The sequence below is a fragment of the Halorubrum depositum genome (genome assembly GCF_007671725.1).
Classification (GTDB): Archaea; Halobacteriota; Halobacteria; order Halobacteriales; family Haloferacaceae; genus Halorubrum; species Halorubrum depositum.
This window is the reverse complement of the sequence record NZ_VCNM01000001.1, coordinates 453,185-470,962: the sequence shown is the minus strand read 5'-3', so window position 1 is coordinate 470,962 and position 17,778 is coordinate 453,185. Positions and strand designations below refer to the sequence as shown.

Sequence of the window (17,778 nt, the reverse complement as noted above, 5' to 3'; positions counted from 1 at the left end):
GAAAAGAAGCTTGCGCCGCCTCGCACCCGCGTCGGGCTACGTCGAGTCGGCGGACAGCGCCCTCGACCGGCGGTAGGTCCGACCGAGCGCGTACACGAGTCCGACCAGCCCTCCGACGGCGAACACGGCGGGGCCGACGCCGAACGATATCTCGGTCGGCGTGTTGACGAAGCTGAAGAGGTAGGTGATCCGGCCCGGCGTCCCGACGACGACCGACTCGACGCCGAGTGTCGAGAGCGCGATCGGTCCGGCGACGGCGAGGAGCAGGAACGTGCCGAAGACGGCGACGGCCGCGCCGGAGAGCGCGTCCCAGGCGACCGCCGTCACGGACGGTGTGCGGGGCGTGTCCCCCGCTCGTCCCACGATCTTGACGCCCGTCTCGTGGTCGACGATCCGGACGTGAGCCGGGTACCCGAGCACCGTGACGGTCATCCAGACGTCGGCGACCGCGCCCGCCGCGTTCAGGGCCAGCGGGATCACGAGCCACCCCCAGCCGAATCCCACCATCAGGGGGACGCCGACCGCCGTCATGACGACGAGCGGGGTCAGGAGGACGACGACGAACTCGTTCCGACTGAATTCGTGGTCGGTCGTCGCGTACGCGTAGGGGAGAATGAAGTGCGCGACGCCGACGCCGTAGCGCGGCTCGCCGCCGTAGTACCGGATCGCCAACCCGTGGAGCCACTCGTGCGGGACGAGGAACGCCGTCCCGAGGAACGCGACGACGAGCACGTCGACCGCCGTCGCGGCCCAGCCGAGCGTCGCGGGCGCGAACCGGAGCGAGACCGGAGCGCCCGTCGCGGCCTCGTGCAGGCCGGCGAAGAACGCCCACGCGACGATCATCCCGAGCGTTCCGACCGCGGTCATCTGGATCGTCAGCGCCCGCGTGAGCTCGAGTTCCCCGAGCACGGGGCCGGTGGTCTCGTCGGTCATGCTTCGGTTTCTCCTGTCGATATGTTAAGATTTCGCGTGTCCATGCGGTCGCTTTTTGCCGAGGGGGCTCCGAGACGGGGCATGACCATCGAACCGGCCGAGATCGAGGACCTGATCGAGGCGGGGATCCCGGACGCCGTCGCCCGCGTGACGAACCCGCGGATCCACGACGACGAGGACGAGGACGCGCACTTCGCGGCCGTCGTCGTCTCCCCCGCCTTCGACGGCGAGTCGCTCGTCGACCAGCACCAGCGCGTGTACGACGCCGTCGGCGACCACATGACCCGGTCCGTCCACGCCTTGGAGATCAAGACGTACACGCCCGTCGACTACGCCGAGCACGGCGACGGGAGCCTCGCGCCCGACCTCCGCGAGGCGGGGCTGTTCCCGGTCGAGGGCGAGTGAGTCGGGACGGCCGCATTCAATAGCTTTTACCCGGTCTCGCGGGAAGCCTCGCGCATGGGTGAGCAATACCGCACGGAGGAGGACAGCCTCGGCGAGATGCAGGTGCCGGCCGACGCCTACTGGGGCGCGCAGACCCAGCGCGCGGTCGAGAACTTCCCGATCTCCGGGATCCCGATGAGCCGGCGATTCATCCGGGCGCTGGGCGTCGTGAAGAAGGCGGCCGCGCAGGCGAACCGCGACCTGGGGCTCGTCGACGAGGACACCGCGGAGGCGATCGTCGCCGCCGCGGACGAGGTGATCGCCGGCGATCACGACGACCAGTTCCCGGTCGACGTGTTCCAGACCGGCTCGGGAACTTCCTCGAACATGAACGCCAACGAGGTGATCGCCAACCGCGCCGCCGAGATCGCCGGCGCGGAGATCGGCGACCGCGTCGTCCACCCGAACGACCACGTCAACTACGGACAGTCGTCGAACGACGTGATCCCGACCGCGATGCACGTCGCCGCCCTCGAGGCGGTCGAGAAGGACCTCGTGCCCGCACTGGAGACGCTCCACGCCGAGCTGGAGGCGAAGGAGGCCGCGTTCGACGGCGTCGTCAAGACCGGCCGCACGCACCTCCAGGACGCGACGCCGATCCGGCTCGGTCAGGAGTTCGGCGGCTACCGGACCCAGGCCGCGAAGGGGATCGAGCGCGCCGAGACGGTCCAGTCGAGCCTCCGCGAGCTCGCACTCGGCGGGACCGCGGTCGGCACCGGGCTCAACACCCACCCTGACTTCCCGGAGTTGGCGGCGGAGTACATCTCCGACGAGACGAACACGACGTTCCGCGAGGCCGACAACCACTTCGAGGCGCAGGCAGCCCACGACGCGATGGCGGAGGCGCACGGCGCGCTCCGGACGATCGCCGGGAGCATGAACAAGATGGCGAACGACCTGCGGCTGCTCGCCTCCGGCCCGCGCAACGGGCTCGGCGAGGTCGAACAGCCGGAGAACCAGCCCGGCTCCTCGATCATGCCCGGGAAGATCAACCCGGTCGTCGCCGAGTCGGTCAACCAGGTCCACAAGCAGGTCGTCGGCAACGACGCCGCGATCTCGGCGGGCGCCGCCCGCGGCGAGATCGACTTAAATCTCTACAAGCCCGTCATCGCGCACAACTTCCTCGAATCGGCGGAGTTGCTCTCGAACGCCGCGGCGACGTTCGGCGAGCGCTTCGTCGCGAAGCTGGAGGCCAACGAGGAGCACTGCGAGACGCGCGTCGAGCAGTCGATGGCGCTGGCGACCGCGCTGAACCCCGCGATCGGCTACGACAAGGCGTCGAAGGTCGCGAAGACGGCGCTCAAGGAGGGGAAGAGCGTCCGCGAGGCCGCCGTCGAGGCCGGCTACCTCACCGAGGCGGAGGCCGACGAGGTGCTCGACCCCGAGGCGATGACCCACCGCGTCATCCTCGGCGACGAGGACTGACTGACCCGTAGCGAGCCGGCGCGGACGGGCCGCGCCGGGGGCATCCGCTCCGATCGCCCGCCTTCTCCGGGGCGGCGCTCCGCGCGCCGCTCGCGGCGGATCGGCACCATTTAAGCCGCCGTCGGTCCCCCTTCGAGACGGATGAAGCTACACGAACATCAGGCGAAGACTATCTTCGCGGACGCCGGGATCCCGGTCCCGGACTCCCGGCTCGCGACGACCGTCGACGAGGCGCTCGACGCCGTCGACGAGATCGGCTATCCGGCCGCGATCAAGGCGCAGGTCCACGTCGGCGGCCGCGGCAAGGCCGGCGGGATCAAGATCGCGACCGACCGCGAGGAGGCCGAGCAGTACGCCGAGGAGATCCTCGGGATGGACCTCAAGGGGTACACCGTCGACTCCGTGCTCGTCGAGGCCGGCGTCGACTTCGTGGACGAGCTGTACGTCGGCGTCACGATGGACCGCGGTGCGGGCGAGCCGGTCCTGATGGTGTCGACCGAGGGCGGCGTGAACATCGAGGAGGTCGCCGAGGAGAACCCCGACGCCATCGCGCGCGAGCACGTCGACCCCGCGTTCGGCCTCCACCCGTACCAGGCCCGCAAGGTCGTCTACGAGGCCGGCGTCGACGCCGACGTCGCGCTCGACGTCGCGTCGATCCTCTCGACGCTGTACGACCTCTACGAGGCGAACGACGCCTCCGAGATCGAGGTCAACCCGGTCATGATCACCGGCGACCGCGACGTGGTCGCGGCCGACGCCGTGATGAACATCGACGAGGACGCGCTGTTCCGCCAGCCCGACCTCGCGGAGATGGCCGAGGCGTCCTACGAGGACGACTTAGAGCGGAAGGCCGGCGAGTACGGCTTCGACTACGTCCGCCTCTCGGGCAACGTCGGCATCATCGGCAACGGCGCCGGGCTCGTGATGACGACGCTCGACCTGGTCGACTACTACGGCGGGAAGCCCGCCAACTTCCTCGACATCGGCGGCGGCGCGAAGGCCGAGCGCGTCACGAAGGCGCTCGACATGGTCTTTTCCGACCCCAACGTCGACAGTGTCGTGTTCAACATCTTCGGCGGGATCACCCGCGGCGACGAGGTCGCCAAGGGGATCAACGAGGCGCTCGCGGAGTTCGACGAGATCCCGAAGCCGGTCGTCGTCCGGCTCGCCGGCACCAACGCCGAGGAGGGGATGGAGATCCTGAACACCGACCTGATCGAGGTCGAGGAGACGCTGGAAGCGGCGGTCCAGCGCGCGGTGAAGAACGCGGAGGAGGTGACCCAATGAGCATTTTCGTCGACGACGACACCAGGGTGGTTGTACAGGGGATCACCGGTGGGGAAGGGAAGTTCCACGCCGGCCAGATGATCGAGTACGGCACCAACGTCGTCGCCGGCGCGGTGCCCGGCAAAGGCGGCCAGGAGGTCGCCGGCGTCCCGGTGTACGACACCGTCGACGAGGCCGTCGAGGAGGAGGACGCTGACGCGTCCGTCGTCTTCGTCCCGCCGGCGTTCGCGGGCGACGCGATCTTCGAGGCGCTCGACACCGACCTCGACCTGGCCGTCGCGATCACCGAGGGGATCCCGACCCAGGACATGGCGAAGGTGAACAAGCGCCTGAGCGAGGTCGACACGCGGCTGCTCGGCCCGAACTGTCCGGGGATCATCACGCCCGGCGAGGCGAAGCTCGGCATCCTGCCGGGGAACATCTTCGCCGACGGCAACGTGGGGCTCGTCTCCCGCTCCGGCACCCTGACGTACCAGGTCGTCGACAACCTCACCGAGCGCGGGATCGGCCAGACGACCGCCATCGGGATCGGCGGCGACCCGATCATCGGGACCTCCTTCATCGACGCCTTGGAGGCGTTCGAGGCCGACAGCGAGACCGACGCCGTCGTGATGTGCGGCGAGATCGGCGGGGAGGACGAGGAGCAGGCCGCCCGCTTCATCGGCGAACACATGGACACGCCGGTCGCCGGCTTCATCGCCGGGCGCACGGCGCCGCCGGGCAAGCGGATGGGCCACGCGGGCGCCATCGTCTCCGGCTCCGGCACGGGCACGGCGCAGTCGAAGATCGACGCGCTCAACGACGCGGGCGTCCCCGTCGGCGACACCCCCGAGGAGGTCGCAGACCACGTCGAGGACTTCCTGTAGGCGACGCCGGGGCGGACCGCCCCCGATCGCCGTCGCTCCGGTTCTCAGTCTTGACCATCGGAGCGTAAGCTAAAATTACCGGTGGTGTGAGGGGTACCCATGGACACCGCTCCCGGAGACGCCGGCGACGGCCCCGCCGCCGACGCCTTCCGCGGATCGGATCCGGCCGGCGGGGGGCCGCGCCGGGTGCTCTTCGTCGACGACGAGCCCGGCGCCGCCGACCTCGCGGCGATCCACGTCGAGCGGCTGCTCGACGGGATCGAGACGGTGACGTACACCACTCCGGAGGACGCGCTCGCGGCGGTCGAGACGGACCGCGTCGACTGCGTCGTCAGCGACTTCGACATGCCCGGAAGCGACGGGCTCGAACTGCTCACCGACGTCCGCGCGGTCGACCCCGGGATCCCGTTCGTGCTGTTCACCGGGAAGGGCTCCGAGGAGATCGCCAGCGAGGCGATCTCCGCCGGCGTGACTGACTACCTCCAGAAGGGCTCCGGTCGGGACCGGTACGAGATGCTCGCGAACAGCGTCAGGAACGCGCTGGAGCGCCGACGGGTCGAGCGGGACCTCCGCGAGGTGAACGCGAAGGTGACCGCGCTCCACGAGTTCGCGACGGAGGTCGCCGCCTGCGAGCGCGTCGCCGACGTGTTCGAGCGGACCGTCGCCGCCGCGGAGGGCATCCTCGAGTTCGACCGGTGCGTCACGGCCCGACGCCGGGACGGCATGCTCGTCCCCGCGGCGCTCTCGGAGAGCGTCACGGACGACGAGGTCCGCGCGTTCGAGCTCGGTGAGGGGGTCGTCGGCACCACGGCGGCCGAGGGACGGACGATGGTCGTCGACGAGATCAGCGTCGACCCGGCCGACCCGGACCAGCTGGAGGACCCGGAGAACTGCGACCTGCCGGGCGCCGGACGCCGTGCGAGCGGCGAGCGGGTCGGCGGTGCCGATCGGACCGACGACGCCGCTCCGGCCGACGCCGCTCCGATCGCCGACGCCGCTCCGGCCGACGCCGACCGGACCGTCGACGTCGAACAGGCCGACGGCAGCGCGGTCGCCGACCCGGTCGCCGACGACATCCGCTCGGCGATCAGCGTTCCGATCGGGTCGTACGGCGTGTTGCAGGCCGTCTCCGACGGCTACGCCGCGTTCGACGAGGGGGACGCCGAGTTCGCGGAGCTGCTGGCCGCCCACGCCGCCGACGCGATCGAACAGATCGAGACGGAGAACGCGCTCCGGGCCGAGCGGGACCGGCTGACGGCGCTGTTCGACGACCTCCCGCTGCCGGCCGTCAGGACGGTGGCGCTGGGCGACGGCGATCGCCGCCTCGACGCCACGAACGAGGCGTTCGAACGGACGTTCGGCTACTCGGCGGCCGATCACGGCTACTGCGAGATACGGGACGCGATCATCCCGGAGGGCGCGGACCGACACGATCCCGGGACGGTCCTCGAAGCGGAGGAGACGCCCAGCCTCGAGGTGCGCCGCCGGACGACCGAGGGACTCCGGGACTTCATCCTGCACGTGATCCCCGTGCGGCGCCGCGACGAGACGGTCATCTACAGCATCTACGCGGACATCGGCGAGCAGAAGCGGGTCGAGCGGACCCTCCGGAACCTCCACGAGACGACCCGCGAGATGTTCCGCGGGGAGGGTCGCGAGGAGATCGCCGCGCTCGCGACGCGCGCGGCCATCGACATCCTGGAGTTCCCGAACAGCGCGGTCCGGCTGTACGACCCCGACGCGGGAGAGCTGTTGCCGACCGCGATCAGCTGGGAGGCGACCGCCGCGCTCGGCGAGCGCCCCGCGTTCGGACCGGGCGACGGCCGGATCTGGGAGGCGTTCGAGCGCGGCGAGCCGATCGTCGTCGACGACCTCGACGCCGTCGACACCGTCGTCGGCTACGGCGACCTGCGGAGCCTGCTCGTCGTCCCGCTCGGCGACCACGGCGTGATGCCGCTCGGCTCCCGCGAACCGGGGTTCTTCGACGACACGGCGATCCAGCTGGCCCGAGTGCTCGCCGCGAACGTCACCGTCGCGCTCGACGGCGCCGAGCGAACGGCGCAGCTCCGGACCCGCGACGCCGCGCTCCAGCGCGAGATCGATCGCCTGGAGAAGTTCGCCGGGCTCGTCTCCCACGACCTCCGGAACCCGCTCAACGTCGCGGCCGGACGGCTCGAGATCGCGCGCGGACTCGTCGACGGCGCGGACGCGCTCGCCGAGCTCGACCGGGTCGCCGACGCCCACGAACGGATGGAGGAGCTCATCGACGACCTCCTCGCGCTGGCGCGACAGGGGCAGACGGTCGACGAGCTGGAGTCGGTCGACCTCGCCGAGGCGGCGGCGGAGGCGTGGCGCACGGTCGACACCGCGGGCGCGACGCTGGACGCGCCCGACGAGGCGGTCGCGGTGGACGCCGACCCGGAGCGCCTCCGCACGCTGTTGGAGAACCTGTTCACGAATAGTATGGAGCACGGCTCGACCGACACCGGTCCCGGCGTCACCGTCACGGTCGGGGCGCTCGCGGACGGGTTCTACGTCGCCGACGACGGCGAGGGGTTCGACGTCGATCCCGACGAGGCGGTCGAGTACGGGGTCTCCAACGACCCGCACGGGACCGGCTTCGGGCTCGCGATCGTCCGCGAGATCGCGGCCGCACACGGGTGGACGCTCTCGATCGACGACGCCGACGGCGCGCGGTTCGAGTTCCGCACGGACGGGTAAGAGGAGCCCGCCGCCGACCGCGCATCCGCTCGACCACCGCGTCGTTCTCCTATCATATATAAAACGACGGGGAGCTGTGCGGCCGGGGCACACACCCGGGCCACGATTATGACCGACTCGCCCGTGTGCGTTACGTATGGACGACAGTGCCCGCGAGCTGCTCGAGCCGCTCCCGCCGAGCGCCAAACTGGTCTACTACGTTCTCGACGAGGAGGGCCGGTTCGACCAGACCGGGCTCGCCGAGGAGACCCGCCTCTCCACCCGGACCGTGCGGTTCGCGATCGAGAAGCTCACCGAGGTCGGGCTCGTCGAGGAGGGCCTCTGCCCCCGCGACGCCCGCCGGTCGGTGTACGCGCCGGTCCCCGAGTCGGAACGCTCGGAGGCGGCCGAGCCGGAAGCCGCCTCCGAGCCCGACGCGGAGACGCCCACGGCGACCGCGGTCGCCGAGGACTGACGGCGGTCGTCTCCGGCGACCCGGACGAGGACTTCCTTCTCGCTGCCCCCGATCCGTCGCGCTTTTGCCCGCGGGACCGGTAGTGGGCCCACTCGATGGCGACGTACCACATCGAAACCTACGGCTGCAGTTCGAACCGGGGTGAGAGCCGGGAGATAGAGCGCGCGCTCCGCGACGGCGGTCACCGCCCGGCCGACGGGCCGGAGGACGCCGACGTCGCCATCCTCAACACCTGCACGGTCGTCGAGAAGACGGAGCGGAACATGCTCCGCCGCGCCGAGGAGCTCGAGGAGACGACGGCCGACCTCGTCGTCACCGGCTGCATGGCGCTTGCACAGGGCGATGCCTTCCGCGAGGCCGGCGTCGACGCCGAGATCCTCCACTGGGACGAGGTGCCGACGTACGCGCTCAACGGCGAGTGCCCGACGACCACCCCCGACGCCGAACCGGTCCTCGACGGCGTCGTCGGGCTCCTCCCCATCGCCCGCGGCTGCATGAGCAACTGCTCGTACTGCATCACGAAGTTCGCGACCGGGCGAGTCGACTCCCCGCCGGTCGAGGAGAACGTCGAGAAGGCCCGCGCGCTGGTCCACGCCGGCGCGAAGGAGATCCGCGTCACGGGGCAGGACACCGGCGTCTACGGCTGGGACGACGGCGAGCGGAAGCTCCCCGAGCTGCTCGACCGCATCTGCGACATCGACGGCGAGTTCCGGGTCCGGCTCGGGATGGCGAACCCCGGCGGCATCCACGGGATCCACGAGGAGCTCGCCGACGTGTTCGCCGAGAACGAGGAGCTGTACGACTTCATCCACGCGCCGGTCCAGTCCGGCTCCGACGACGTCCTTGAAGAGATGCGCCGGCAGCACCGCGTCGACAAGTTCCGCGAGGTCGTGGCGACGTTCGACGACCGGCTCGACCACTGGACGCTCTCGACCGACTTCATCGTCGGCTTCCCGACCGAGACCGACGCCGACCACGAGCTGTCGATGGATCTCCTCGCGGAGGTCCGCCCGGAGAAGATCAACGTCACCCGCTTCTCGAAGCGCCCCGGCACCGACGCGGCCGAGATGAAGGGGCTCGGCGGGACCGTCAAGAAGGAGCGCTCGAAGGCGATGTCGGAGCTGAAGATGGAGGTCGTCGGCGAGGCGTACGAGTCGATGGTCGGCGAGCGCTACGAGGTGCTTGTCGTCGAGGAGGGCACCGGCGACTCCGTGAAGTGCCGCGACAACGCGTACCGCCAGATCATCGTACAGAACGCGACCGAGCGCGGCGTCGACGTGGGCGACTTCCTGACGGTCGAGGTGACTGGCCACAACACCGTGTACGCGTTCGGTGATCCCGTCGAAAAGCGCGAGCCCGTCGAGGGCGACGACCCCGCCGAGTCGACCGCGTCGTCGGCGTAGGCGACCGCCGCGGGTTACGCCGGATCGCGTCGGCGACGGAGGCGGTACGCCGGCCGAACCTATTTATGCCTCTCCTGAGTGTTAGATATATGAAACGAAAGGCCGAACGGCGTTGTCACCTGCTGTTGGCCGTCTCGTTGGTTCTCCTGACCGTCGGCATCGGGTACGACCTCGTCGTCGGCACCAAGCTGGCCGATTTCCTGGTTATTATTTTGGGACTGCTCTTCGGCTGGATCGGATTCATGTACTGTCTGGCGAGCACCGAGCTGTGGAGGGCGTAGCCGGTCTGCGGGATATCCCGCCTACGACTCCTTGTAGATCATCTCGATCTCGTCGGCGAAGCGGTCCAAGATGTTCCGCCGCTTCTTCTTCATCGTCGGCGTGAGCAGGTCGTTCTCCTCGGAGAACTCCTCCTCGACGAGTCGGAACCGCTTGATCTTCTCGTACGGCTCGAACGAGGCGTTCACGCGGTCGACCTCCTCCTGAATCCGCTCGCGAACGCGGTCGTCCCGGCAGACCGCCGCACGATCGTCAGGCAGGTCGACCCCGCGCGTCTCCGCCCACGACTCCACTTTCTCGAAGTTCGGGACGATGAGCGCGGAGACGAACTTCCGGCCGTCGCCGAGCACGACGCACTGCTCGACGAACTCGTTCGCGGCGAACCGGTCCTCGATCGGCCCCGGAGCGACGTTCTTGCCGGTCGAGAGCACGAGCAGCCGCTTGGCGCGCTCACGGAAGGCCACGTACCCGTCCGGTCGGAGCTGGACGATGTCGCCCGTGCGGAACCACGGCGCGTCCGGGTCGCCGTCGCGCTCCTCGGGGGGCGTGCCCGCGACGGTCGCGTCCGCCGGGAGGCTGTCGGCCTCGGTGAACGCCTCGGCGGTCGCCTCCGGTCGGTTCCAGTAGCCGTCGGTCACCTGCGGGCCGCGAACGAGCAGCTCTCCGACGTCGCCGTCGAGGTCGTCGGCCGCCTCGCCGACGACCCCGCCGTCGATCGCGATCTCGGTGTCGACGACCGGCGGGCCGATAGTGCCGACCTTCGGCGCCTCTGGAGGGTTGACGCTGATCACCGGCGACGTCTCCGTGAGCCCGTACCCCTCCAATATCGGGAGGTCCATCGCGTGGTACAGCGCGCACAGCTCGGCCGACAGCGACCCGCCGCCAGAGATGAAGAAGTCGACGTTGCCGCCGATCGCCTCCCGGACCGACGAGAAGACGAGCCGGTCGGCGACCGCGCGTTTCGCGTCGAGCAGGACGCCGGGGTCGTCCGCCCCGTGATGGGCTCGCCCCACCTCGACCGCCCACTCGAAGATCCGCTCTTTCACCGGCGACTCGCCGGCCTGCTCGCGGATCGCGTCGTACAGCTTCTCGTAGACGCGCGGGACGCTCGTGGTCGTCGTCGGCCGCACGAGCCCGAAGTCCTCGCGGAGGGTGTCCGGGCTCTCGGCGTAGCCGACCGTCGCGCCCGCCGCGAACATCATGTAGTGGCCCGCCATGCGCTCGAAGACGTGCGCGAGCGGGAGGAAGGAGAGCGTCGTCGACTCGGCCGAGATCCCCGGCACGTCGGGGTCGCGGTCCGGGCGGTCCGCGAAGCGGCGGTAACACTGCGTGACGTTGTCCCGGAAGTTCGCGTGCGTGAGTCGGACACCCTTCGGCTTCCCCGTCGTCCCGGAGGTGTAGATGAGACTGGCGAGGTCGCCGACGTCGACCGCGTCGAGCCACCCCTCGTAGGCGTCCGCGTCGAACGCCTCCGCGCCGAGCGCGTGGAGCTCGCCGAGGGTGTACACGTCGTCGGCGGAGAGTGAGGAGTCGTCCAAATCCAGCTCGGTCGTCTCCACGTCGTCGAACGAGACGATCGCGTCGAGGTCGTGCGAGAGGTCGCCGGCGACGGCCAGCACCTCGTCCACGAGGTCGCAGTCCTCGACGACGACGACGGTCGCGCCCGGGTCCTCCAGCAGGTACCGGACCTGATCCGGCGACGAGGAGGCGTAGACGGTCGTCACGACCGCGCCCGCGGCCAGCGCCGCGAAGTCGGTCTGGGCCCACTCCATCCGCGTCTCCGCGTAGAGAGCGACGCGGGCGTCGCCGTCGACGCCGACCTCGCGGAACCCCGCGGCCAGGCGCCGCACGACGCCGCGCATCTCGGCGTAGGTGACGTCGGCGTACTCGCCGTCGGGCGCCGCCGGGACGACGCCCTCGGTCACCAGCGAGCGGTCGTAGATCCCCCCCTTGTACCGCTGGGCGACCCGATCGGCGTTGCGCTCGGCCGACCGCTCGAACGTGCGCGGGAGCGTCTCCCGGGCGACGACGTCGTCCGCGAACTCACGTTCCGCCTCCTGCCAGTGCATACCGCCTTCGACCCGCCCGAACAGTATAAACAATTGGGTAGTTTTGAGTTTACCAGACCGGTCGGAACGCGAGGGTTTAATCCCGAGAGGGAGCGAGGGACCCCTGTGGACCCCGACCGGATCCCCGCCGAGTTCCCCGCCCCGAGCTTCCGCGGCGCGCAGGAGCGGGCGCTCGCCGACATCCGCGACGCGTTCGCCGCCGGCAACGAGGTCGTCCTCGTGCGCGCGCCGACGGGGAGCGGGAAGTCGCTGCTCGCGCGGGCCGTGATGGGCGCGGCCGCCACCGTCGAGGAGACGTCGCCGAGCGAGGCGACGGGCGCCTACTACACGACGCCGCAGGTGTCGCAGATCGACGACGTCGAGGCGGACGACCTCCTCGACGACCTGGCGGTGATCCGCGGGAAGTCGAACTACGACTGCATCCTCCCCGGCGAGCACGACACGCCGGTCAACCGCGCGCCCTGCGTCCGCCAGCAGGGGTTCGACTGCTCCGTGAAACACCGGTGCCCGTACTTCTCCGACCGCGCGATCGCCTCCGGGAACCGGTACGCCGCGTTGACGTTGGCCTACTTCATGCGCACCGCGGGCTCCGAGGTGTTCCGCAAGCGCGACGTCGTCGTGATCGACGAGGCGCACGGGCTCGCCGAGTGGGCGGAGATGTACGCGACGATCGAGCTCTCGCCCGGGCGCGTCCCCGTCTGGGACGACGTGAGCGTCCCGGACGTGGAAGCCGACGCGGGTCCGGAGGAGGACGCGCTCGACCGCACCGCCCGCTTCGTCGCCTCCCTCCGCGACGTCGCGAAGCGCGCGAAAGACGAGCTGACGGGCCGGCCCGAGCTCGACCGCGAGGAGGTCGCGCGCCGCGACCGCCTCGGGGAGCTCATAAGCGAACTCGGCTGGTTCCTCGAGGACTACCGCGACCTCGACTCGCCGACGACGTGGGTCGTCGACCAGTCCGGCGGAGAGGGGTCGCCGCTCGCGATCAAGCCGCTCGACCCGGCACGCTACCTCCGGCACACCGTGTGGGACCGCGGGAACCGGTTCGCGCTGCTGTCCGCCACCATCCTCTCGAAGGAGGCGTTCTGCCGCGGGATCGGGCTCGACCCGGCGAACGTCGCCCTCGTCGACGTCGAGCACACCTTCCCGCTGGAGCACCGCCCGCTGTACGACGTGACGCGGGGGTCGATGACCTACGAGCACCGCGACGAGACGGTGCCGAAGATCGCTCGCCTGATCGTCCGGCTGATGGCCGAACACCCGAACGAGAAGGGGCTGATCCACGCGCACTCCTACGACATCGCCGGTCGGATCACCGAACTGCTGGGCGAGTTCGGTGTCGCCGCGCGGGTCCGGCGTCACGGCCGGGAGAACCGCGACGCCGAGCTGTCGGCGTGGAAGGCGAGCGACGATCCCGAGGTGTTCGTTTCGGTGAAGATGGAGGAGGCGCTGGACCTGAAAGGCGACCTCTGTCGCTGGCAGGTGGTGTGTAAGGCGCCGTACCGCAACACGAACGACTCCCGCGTCGCACGCCGGCTCGCCGACGACCAGTGGGCGTGGTACCACCGCACCGCGCTGCGGACCGTCATCCAGGCGTGCGGCCGCGTCGTCCGCGCGCCCGACGACTACGGCGCGACGTACCTCGCGGACGACTCCCTGTTGGACCTCTTCGACCGCGCCGCGGCCGACACGCCGCCGTGGTTCCAGGATCAGATCGACGCGATGACGACCCCCGACCTGCCCGACTTCGACCCCGCCGCCGCGCTCGCCGGCATCGACGCCGAGCCGTCCGGCCCCTCCCGAGCGGGGCGGAGCCGAACGGGTGGCGTCGACGGCGACGGACCCGACGGGACCGGGAGATCACGGAGCGGTGGCTCGGGGGCGGGACCGTCGGGTGAGGCCAGCGCGTCCGGCGACAGGGGTGAGACGACGCGCACGCGCTCCGAGGCGGACGCGGAGGAGCGTCGGGATCACCCGCTCTCCGACGTCTGGGGCGACGGCTGAGGCGGAGGTTCGAGCCGCGTTTCGCCGCCGAGCGGCGCCGGATACGAGGCCGTCGGATCGCGCGATCCCCGCTTAAATCAGCGAGATTCCCCAGGCGGCCATGGAGCTCACCATGAGGAACGCGAAGAACAGCGCGAATATCTGTTGTCTGTTCATACCCCACCTGCACCGCAGAGCGGCATAATTCCTGCGGGCCGTCCTCGGTAGTGATTATACGCCGCCGGTCTGATCGATCGTCAATATATATCGTATAAGGTGTATCAGGAACCTCAATCAATTAGTAACCTTCATAAACCTACACGGGTCTACTGTAGGTATGGCAACGAAGGGCCTCTCGAGTGCGCTGACGCTGTACGGTGCGCGAACGCTGACACTCTCTCAGGCGGCCGCACAGGCGGGCCTCAGCGAGGCCGAGTTCGTCGAACAGCTCGAGCGCCGCGGCATCGACGTGACCGAGTCCGAGCGCGCCGCCGCCCTCGGAAACGAGTCGACCGCTCGCGCCGACTGAACGCGACCGCCTCCCTCACCTCGACGGCGGACCGTCCCCGCCGCCGTTTCCTCGCGTACCGTCACGCACAGCGTCGCGACCGTCGGGGGCCGAGATCGCGTCCCTCCGCGACGGCGCCCGGACCGACCTCTCCGCGACGACGCCCTACTCGTCCGGGACGAGGTGCACGTCGCCCTCGTGTTCGAACGCCAGCACGCTGTCGGCGTCGCCGTCGACGAAGTCGGGGTTCGGGACCGTCTTCGCCTCGTAGGTGACCGGGTCGAGCACCTGAATCGCGTTCTCGTCTTCGACCGTCACGACCGTCGTCTCCGCTGCGTCGTCACGCGTTCCGAGCCGCGTCGCGTCCGGCGCCTCGGCGTCCTCGAACTCCGAGGTGTACGCCTCGCCCGTCGCGAGACGGACCCCCTGCAGCCGGCCGGAGACGCCCGTGACGAGCACGGGACCGTCGCCGTCCTCGGGGTCGATAATCTCGCCCTCGGCGTACCGCGGGAGCCGGACCGCGAACGTCACCCGGTACACCTCGTTGCCGTCGCCGTCCTCGGTGACGAGCGTCGGATACGACTCGAAGCTCCCGCCGAGCGCGTCGGTGACGCGCGTCGCGACGTTCTGGGCGAGCCGGTTCGAGGAGAGCTTCACGTCCGGGCCGTCGTCGGTCTCTTTCACCTCCGTGATGAAGGCCTCGCGGTCGCCGTCGGCCTCCTGGGCGGCGACGTACGACTCGGCGATCTCGAGCGCCTCGGCGCGCTCTTCCGGCGTCAGGTCGCGCTCGTCCGCGCGCACCTGCACGGTGCCGGCGTAGTAGCCGCCGGCGATCCGCCCGCAGCGGTCGCAGGTCCCGCGCGATATCTTCACCGGGACCGTGACCTCCGCGGAGCGGAGCGTCCCGCGGACGACGCCCGAGAAGCGGCAGTGCATCCGGACGTTGTTCTCGTCGACCTGCTCGGGCTCGACGCCCCACTCGACGTCCGTGGCGTCGACGTGGACGCCGAGCGCCTCCGCCACCTCGTCGACGGCGACGTCGGTGTAGTCGCGCGCGCCGACGTCGCGCCACGACTCGCCCCGCCGGACCGCGCCGCAGCCGGAGCAGACCAGCACCTCGATCCGGTCGGGGGCGTCGACGAGGTCGAAGTCCTCGAAGTAACAGTCGTCACATAACAGCGCGTCTCGGCCGCGCGGTTCGCCGGGGAGCGGCTCGCTCCGCTCCGGCACCGGATCGCCGCACCGCGGACAGAACTCCCGCGACTCGCTCATTGCCCGCGGCTACGCCGAGGAGCCGTTTAAGCGGCGCGGACCGTCGGCGCGGGCGGTCCTCCCCCGCCGGCCGTTCGGGGCGTCCGACGCCCCGCGGTCGCCACCGCGGCCTCCGAAATCGTTTTTCGCGCGGGCCGTGAAGGCCCTCGTATGAGCGAGAACCCCGACGACGAACGACTGGAGGAACTGCGAGAGAAGAAGATGGAGGAGCTCCGCGAGCAGCAGCAGGGCGGCGGCGACGCCGAGGCCCAGCGCGAGGCGCAGGAGCGCGCCGACGCCCAGCAGGAGGCCGTCCTCAAGCAGTACCTGACCGACGGCGCGCGCCAGCGGCTCAACGCGGTCGAGATGTCGAAGCCGGAGTTCGGCGAGAAGGTGAAACAGCAGGTCGCGGCGCTCGCCCAGAGCGGTCGGATTCAGGGACGTATCGACGAGGACCAGATGCGCGACCTCCTGAAGGAGCTGCAGCCCGATCAGCAGAGCTTCGACATCAGGCGGCGATAGATGGAGCTCGCGCTCCTGTACAGCGGGGGGAAGGACTCCTCGCTCGCCGCCCACCTGCTCGACCGGTTCTACGACGTGCGCTGCGTCACCGGCAGCTTCGGGCTCACCGACGACTGGGAGCACGCCGAGCGGGCGGCCGCGGAGCTCGGGTTTCCCTTCGAGCGCGTCGAACTGGACCGCGCGGTCGCCGAGGAGGCGGCCGCGACCATGCTCGAGGACGGCTACCCCCGAAACGGGATTCAGCGCGTCCACGAGCACGCCCTGGAGGCGATCGCGAGCCGCGACGTCGACGCGATCGCCGACGGCACCCGCCGTGACGACCGGGTGCCGACGGTCTCTCGCGCGCAGGCGCAGAGCTTAGAGGACCGCCACGGCGTCGACTACATCTCCCCGCTGTCGGGGTTCGGCCGCCACGCCGTCGACCGGCTCGTCGAGGAGACGTTCGACGTCCAGCAGGGGCCGAGCGAGGAGGTGCCGAAGGCAGACTACGAGGACGAGCTCCGGACCCTCATCGCGGAGGAGCACGGCGAGGCCACCGTCGACGACGTGTTCCCGGACCACGACCAGACGTACGTCCACGGCCGGAACGACTAGGTCGGCGACGCGTTCGCGTCGTTTCTCCGCCGAAGTCGACCGGATCTCCCTACCGACGTTCGCCGAGGAACGACTCCACGCCCTCCTTCGAGGGGGCCGCCGTCATCCCGCCACGTTCCCGAACCGAGAGCGCGGCCGTCGCGTTGGCGAACGCGACCGCGTCGTCGAGGTCGGCATCGCCCCCCGAGCCTTCCCCGGCGAGCCGCGCGATCAGCCCCGCGGTGAACGCGTCGCCGGCGCCGGTGGCGTCGACGGCCTCCACCGCGAAGCCGGCGTGGCGAGCGGTCCGCTCGCCCCACGGCGCCGCCGCCGAACTCGTGACGACCGCGCCGGACTCTCCGAGCGTTACGACGGCGGTGTGGGGGCCGAGTTCCAGCAGGTCGCGGCCGAGCGCCTCGCCCTCCTTCGAGGAGAGCCCCGTCGCGTCCACGTCCTCGTCGCTGGCGAAGACGACGTCGCTGTCGGCGACGATCCCGCGGACCGCGTCGACGACGGCCTCGCGCTCGCCGTCCGGCACGAGGTCCTCGCGGTAGTTGACGTCGAACGACACCGTGCAGTCGCTCTCGCCGGCCGCCGCGGCCAGCTCGCGCATCGCTTCCCGGCCGTCCGGGTGCGTGAGGGCGACGCCGCCGAGGTGGACCCACGAGACGGACGCCAGCGCGTCTTCCGGGATCGAACCGGGCTCGAAGCCGAACGTGACGTCGCCGGAGCCGTAAAAGCGGAAGCGCCGACCGTCGACGCCGGGAGGCGAGACGACCGCGAGGGTGGTGTTGCCGTCGACGCGCTCGAACGCGGCCGCCGGCACCCCCTCATCGACGAGCGTCTCGCGCAGGAAGTCGCCGAACGGATCGCCGCCGAGCCGAGTCCAGAACGCCGGCAGGGCGCCGAGCCGGGAGAGCCCGACCGCGACGTTGGCCGGCGCGCCGCCCGGTCGGTGCGAGAAGCCGTCCACGTCGCGGAGCGTCTCCCCCGACCCGGGGAGGAAGTCGATCAGCGTTTCGCCGGCCACGAGGATCTCCGCCATGCGAGAGACAGGGTCGCC

The 17,778-nt window shown here is 70.5% G+C and carries 16 protein-coding genes; 12 read left to right on the top strand and 4 right to left on the bottom strand.

The window, feature by feature from the left end; all coding sequences use genetic code 11:
* Positions 1-36: 36 nt before the first annotated feature.
* Positions 37-933, bottom strand: coding sequence for a DUF3267 domain-containing protein (locus tag FGM06_RS02480; RefSeq protein ID WP_144797212.1), 897 nt, complete (start codon positions 931-933; stop codon positions 37-39).
* Positions 934-1,014: 81 nt separating this feature from the next.
* Between FGM06_RS02480 and FGM06_RS02475 the strand changes: the two genes are divergently transcribed.
* The 8 genes from FGM06_RS02475 to FGM06_RS02440 all read left to right on the top strand — a co-directional run bounded on the left by FGM06_RS02475 (position 1,015) and on the right by FGM06_RS02440 (position 9,814).
* On the top strand, positions 1,015-1,338 hold the full coding sequence (locus FGM06_RS02475; protein ID WP_144797210.1) for a BolA family protein: 324 nt from the start codon (positions 1,015-1,017) through the stop codon (positions 1,336-1,338).
* Positions 1,339-1,392: 54 nt separating this feature from the next.
* Positions 1,393-2,802, top strand: a complete 1,410-nt coding sequence (locus FGM06_RS02470) for a class II fumarate hydratase (protein ID WP_144797209.1) — start codon at positions 1,393-1,395, stop codon at positions 2,800-2,802.
* Between the two features lie 141 nt (positions 2,803-2,943).
* Entirely contained in the window at positions 2,944-4,089 is a 1,146-nt protein-coding gene (sucC, locus tag FGM06_RS02465) for an ADP-forming succinate--CoA ligase subunit beta (RefSeq protein ID WP_144797207.1), read from the top strand.
* Entirely contained in the window at positions 4,086-4,955 is an 870-nt protein-coding gene (gene sucD, locus FGM06_RS02460; protein ID WP_144797205.1) for a succinate--CoA ligase subunit alpha, read from the top strand. Before sucC ends, sucD begins: the two co-directional genes overlap by 4 nt.
* A 99-nt stretch (positions 4,956-5,054) precedes the next feature.
* The gene (locus FGM06_RS02455; protein WP_144797203.1) at positions 5,055-7,676 is read left to right on the top strand and encodes a hybrid sensor histidine kinase/response regulator; all 2,622 of its coding nucleotides are present in this window, start codon (positions 5,055-5,057) and stop codon (positions 7,674-7,676) included.
* 136 nt (positions 7,677-7,812) lie between these two features.
* On the top strand, positions 7,813-8,130 hold the full coding sequence (locus FGM06_RS02450; protein WP_144797201.1) for a helix-turn-helix domain-containing protein: 318 nt from the start codon (positions 7,813-7,815) through the stop codon (positions 8,128-8,130).
* A gap of 95 nt (positions 8,131-8,225) precedes the next feature.
* Complete coding sequence (locus FGM06_RS02445; protein WP_144797199.1) at positions 8,226-9,533, top strand: tRNA (N(6)-L-threonylcarbamoyladenosine(37)-C(2))-methylthiotransferase; 1,308 nt, start codon at positions 8,226-8,228, stop codon at positions 9,531-9,533.
* A gap of 89 nt (positions 9,534-9,622) precedes the next feature.
* Complete coding sequence (locus tag FGM06_RS02440; protein ID WP_144797197.1) at positions 9,623-9,814, top strand: hypothetical protein; 192 nt, start codon at positions 9,623-9,625, stop codon at positions 9,812-9,814.
* 21 nt (positions 9,815-9,835) lie between these two features.
* On the opposite strand, the gene FGM06_RS02435 is transcribed toward FGM06_RS02440, so the two are convergent.
* Positions 9,836-11,881: an AMP-dependent synthetase/ligase gene (locus FGM06_RS02435; RefSeq protein WP_144797195.1), complete on the bottom strand. Its 2,046-nt coding sequence runs from the start codon at positions 11,879-11,881 to the stop codon at positions 9,836-9,838.
* Positions 11,882-11,986: 105 nt separating this feature from the next.
* Here FGM06_RS02435 and FGM06_RS02430 point away from each other — a divergent pair, with 105 nt between their 5' ends.
* Positions 11,987-13,882 (top strand): helicase C-terminal domain-containing protein, encoded by a 1,896-nt coding sequence (locus tag FGM06_RS02430; protein ID WP_144797193.1) that lies wholly within the window; start codon positions 11,987-11,989, stop codon positions 13,880-13,882.
* A gap of 316 nt (positions 13,883-14,198) precedes the next feature.
* A complete protein-coding gene (locus FGM06_RS02425) occupies positions 14,199-14,390 on the top strand; it encodes a UPF0175 family protein (RefSeq protein WP_094524231.1) in 192 nt (63 codons plus the stop codon).
* A 144-nt stretch (positions 14,391-14,534) separates the two neighbouring features.
* On the opposite strand, the gene FGM06_RS02420 is transcribed toward FGM06_RS02425, so the two are convergent.
* Positions 14,535-15,641 carry a 60S ribosomal export protein NMD3 gene (locus FGM06_RS02420; protein WP_144797191.1) on the bottom strand — a complete coding sequence of 369 codons (1,107 nt, stop codon included), beginning with the start codon at positions 15,639-15,641 and terminating at the stop codon, positions 14,535-14,537.
* A 150-nt stretch (positions 15,642-15,791) separates the two neighbouring features.
* Between FGM06_RS02420 and FGM06_RS02415 the strand changes: the two genes are divergently transcribed.
* Complete coding sequence (locus FGM06_RS02415) at positions 15,792-16,142, top strand: DNA-binding protein (RefSeq protein ID WP_144797189.1); 351 nt, start codon at positions 15,792-15,794, stop codon at positions 16,140-16,142.
* Positions 16,143-16,736, top strand: a complete 594-nt coding sequence (locus FGM06_RS02410) for a DUF7411 family protein (protein WP_144797187.1) — start codon at positions 16,143-16,145, stop codon at positions 16,734-16,736.
* A 49-nt stretch (positions 16,737-16,785) separates the two neighbouring features.
* Here the strand turns inward: FGM06_RS02410 and FGM06_RS02405 are convergent, their stop codons facing one another.
* Positions 16,786-17,760, bottom strand: coding sequence for a carbohydrate kinase family protein (locus tag FGM06_RS02405; protein WP_144797185.1), 975 nt, complete (start codon positions 17,758-17,760; stop codon positions 16,786-16,788).
* Positions 17,761-17,778: the final 18 nt, after the last annotated feature.

Coding starts and splice junctions, on each gene's coding strand:
- FGM06_RS02475 (WP_144797210.1), top strand. CDS start 1,015: ATGACCATCGAACCGGCCGAGATCGAGGACCTGATCGAGGCGGGGATC.
- sucD (WP_144797205.1), top strand. CDS start 4,086: ATGAGCATTTTCGTCGACGACGACACCAGGGTGGTTGTACAGGGGATC.
- FGM06_RS02405 (WP_144797185.1), bottom strand. CDS start 17,760: ATGGCGGAGATCCTCGTGGCCGGCGAAACGCTGATCGACTTCCTCCCC.
- FGM06_RS02425 (WP_094524231.1), top strand. CDS start 14,199: ATGGCAACGAAGGGCCTCTCGAGTGCGCTGACGCTGTACGGTGCGCGA.
- sucC (WP_144797207.1), top strand. CDS start 2,944: ATGAAGCTACACGAACATCAGGCGAAGACTATCTTCGCGGACGCCGGG.
- FGM06_RS02450 (WP_144797201.1), top strand. CDS start 7,813: ATGGACGACAGTGCCCGCGAGCTGCTCGAGCCGCTCCCGCCGAGCGCC.
- FGM06_RS02480 (WP_144797212.1), bottom strand. CDS start 933: ATGACCGACGAGACCACCGGCCCCGTGCTCGGGGAACTCGAGCTCACG.
- FGM06_RS02435 (WP_144797195.1), bottom strand. CDS start 11,881: ATGCACTGGCAGGAGGCGGAACGTGAGTTCGCGGACGACGTCGTCGCC.
- FGM06_RS02440 (WP_144797197.1), top strand. CDS start 9,623: ATGAAACGAAAGGCCGAACGGCGTTGTCACCTGCTGTTGGCCGTCTCG.
- FGM06_RS02420 (WP_144797191.1), bottom strand. CDS start 15,641: ATGAGCGAGTCGCGGGAGTTCTGTCCGCGGTGCGGCGATCCGGTGCCG.
- FGM06_RS02455 (WP_144797203.1), top strand. CDS start 5,055: ATGGACACCGCTCCCGGAGACGCCGGCGACGGCCCCGCCGCCGACGCC.
- FGM06_RS02445 (WP_144797199.1), top strand. CDS start 8,226: ATGGCGACGTACCACATCGAAACCTACGGCTGCAGTTCGAACCGGGGT.
- FGM06_RS02470 (WP_144797209.1), top strand. CDS start 1,393: ATGGGTGAGCAATACCGCACGGAGGAGGACAGCCTCGGCGAGATGCAG.
- FGM06_RS02410 (WP_144797187.1), top strand. CDS start 16,143: ATGGAGCTCGCGCTCCTGTACAGCGGGGGGAAGGACTCCTCGCTCGCC.
- FGM06_RS02415 (WP_144797189.1), top strand. CDS start 15,792: ATGAGCGAGAACCCCGACGACGAACGACTGGAGGAACTGCGAGAGAAG.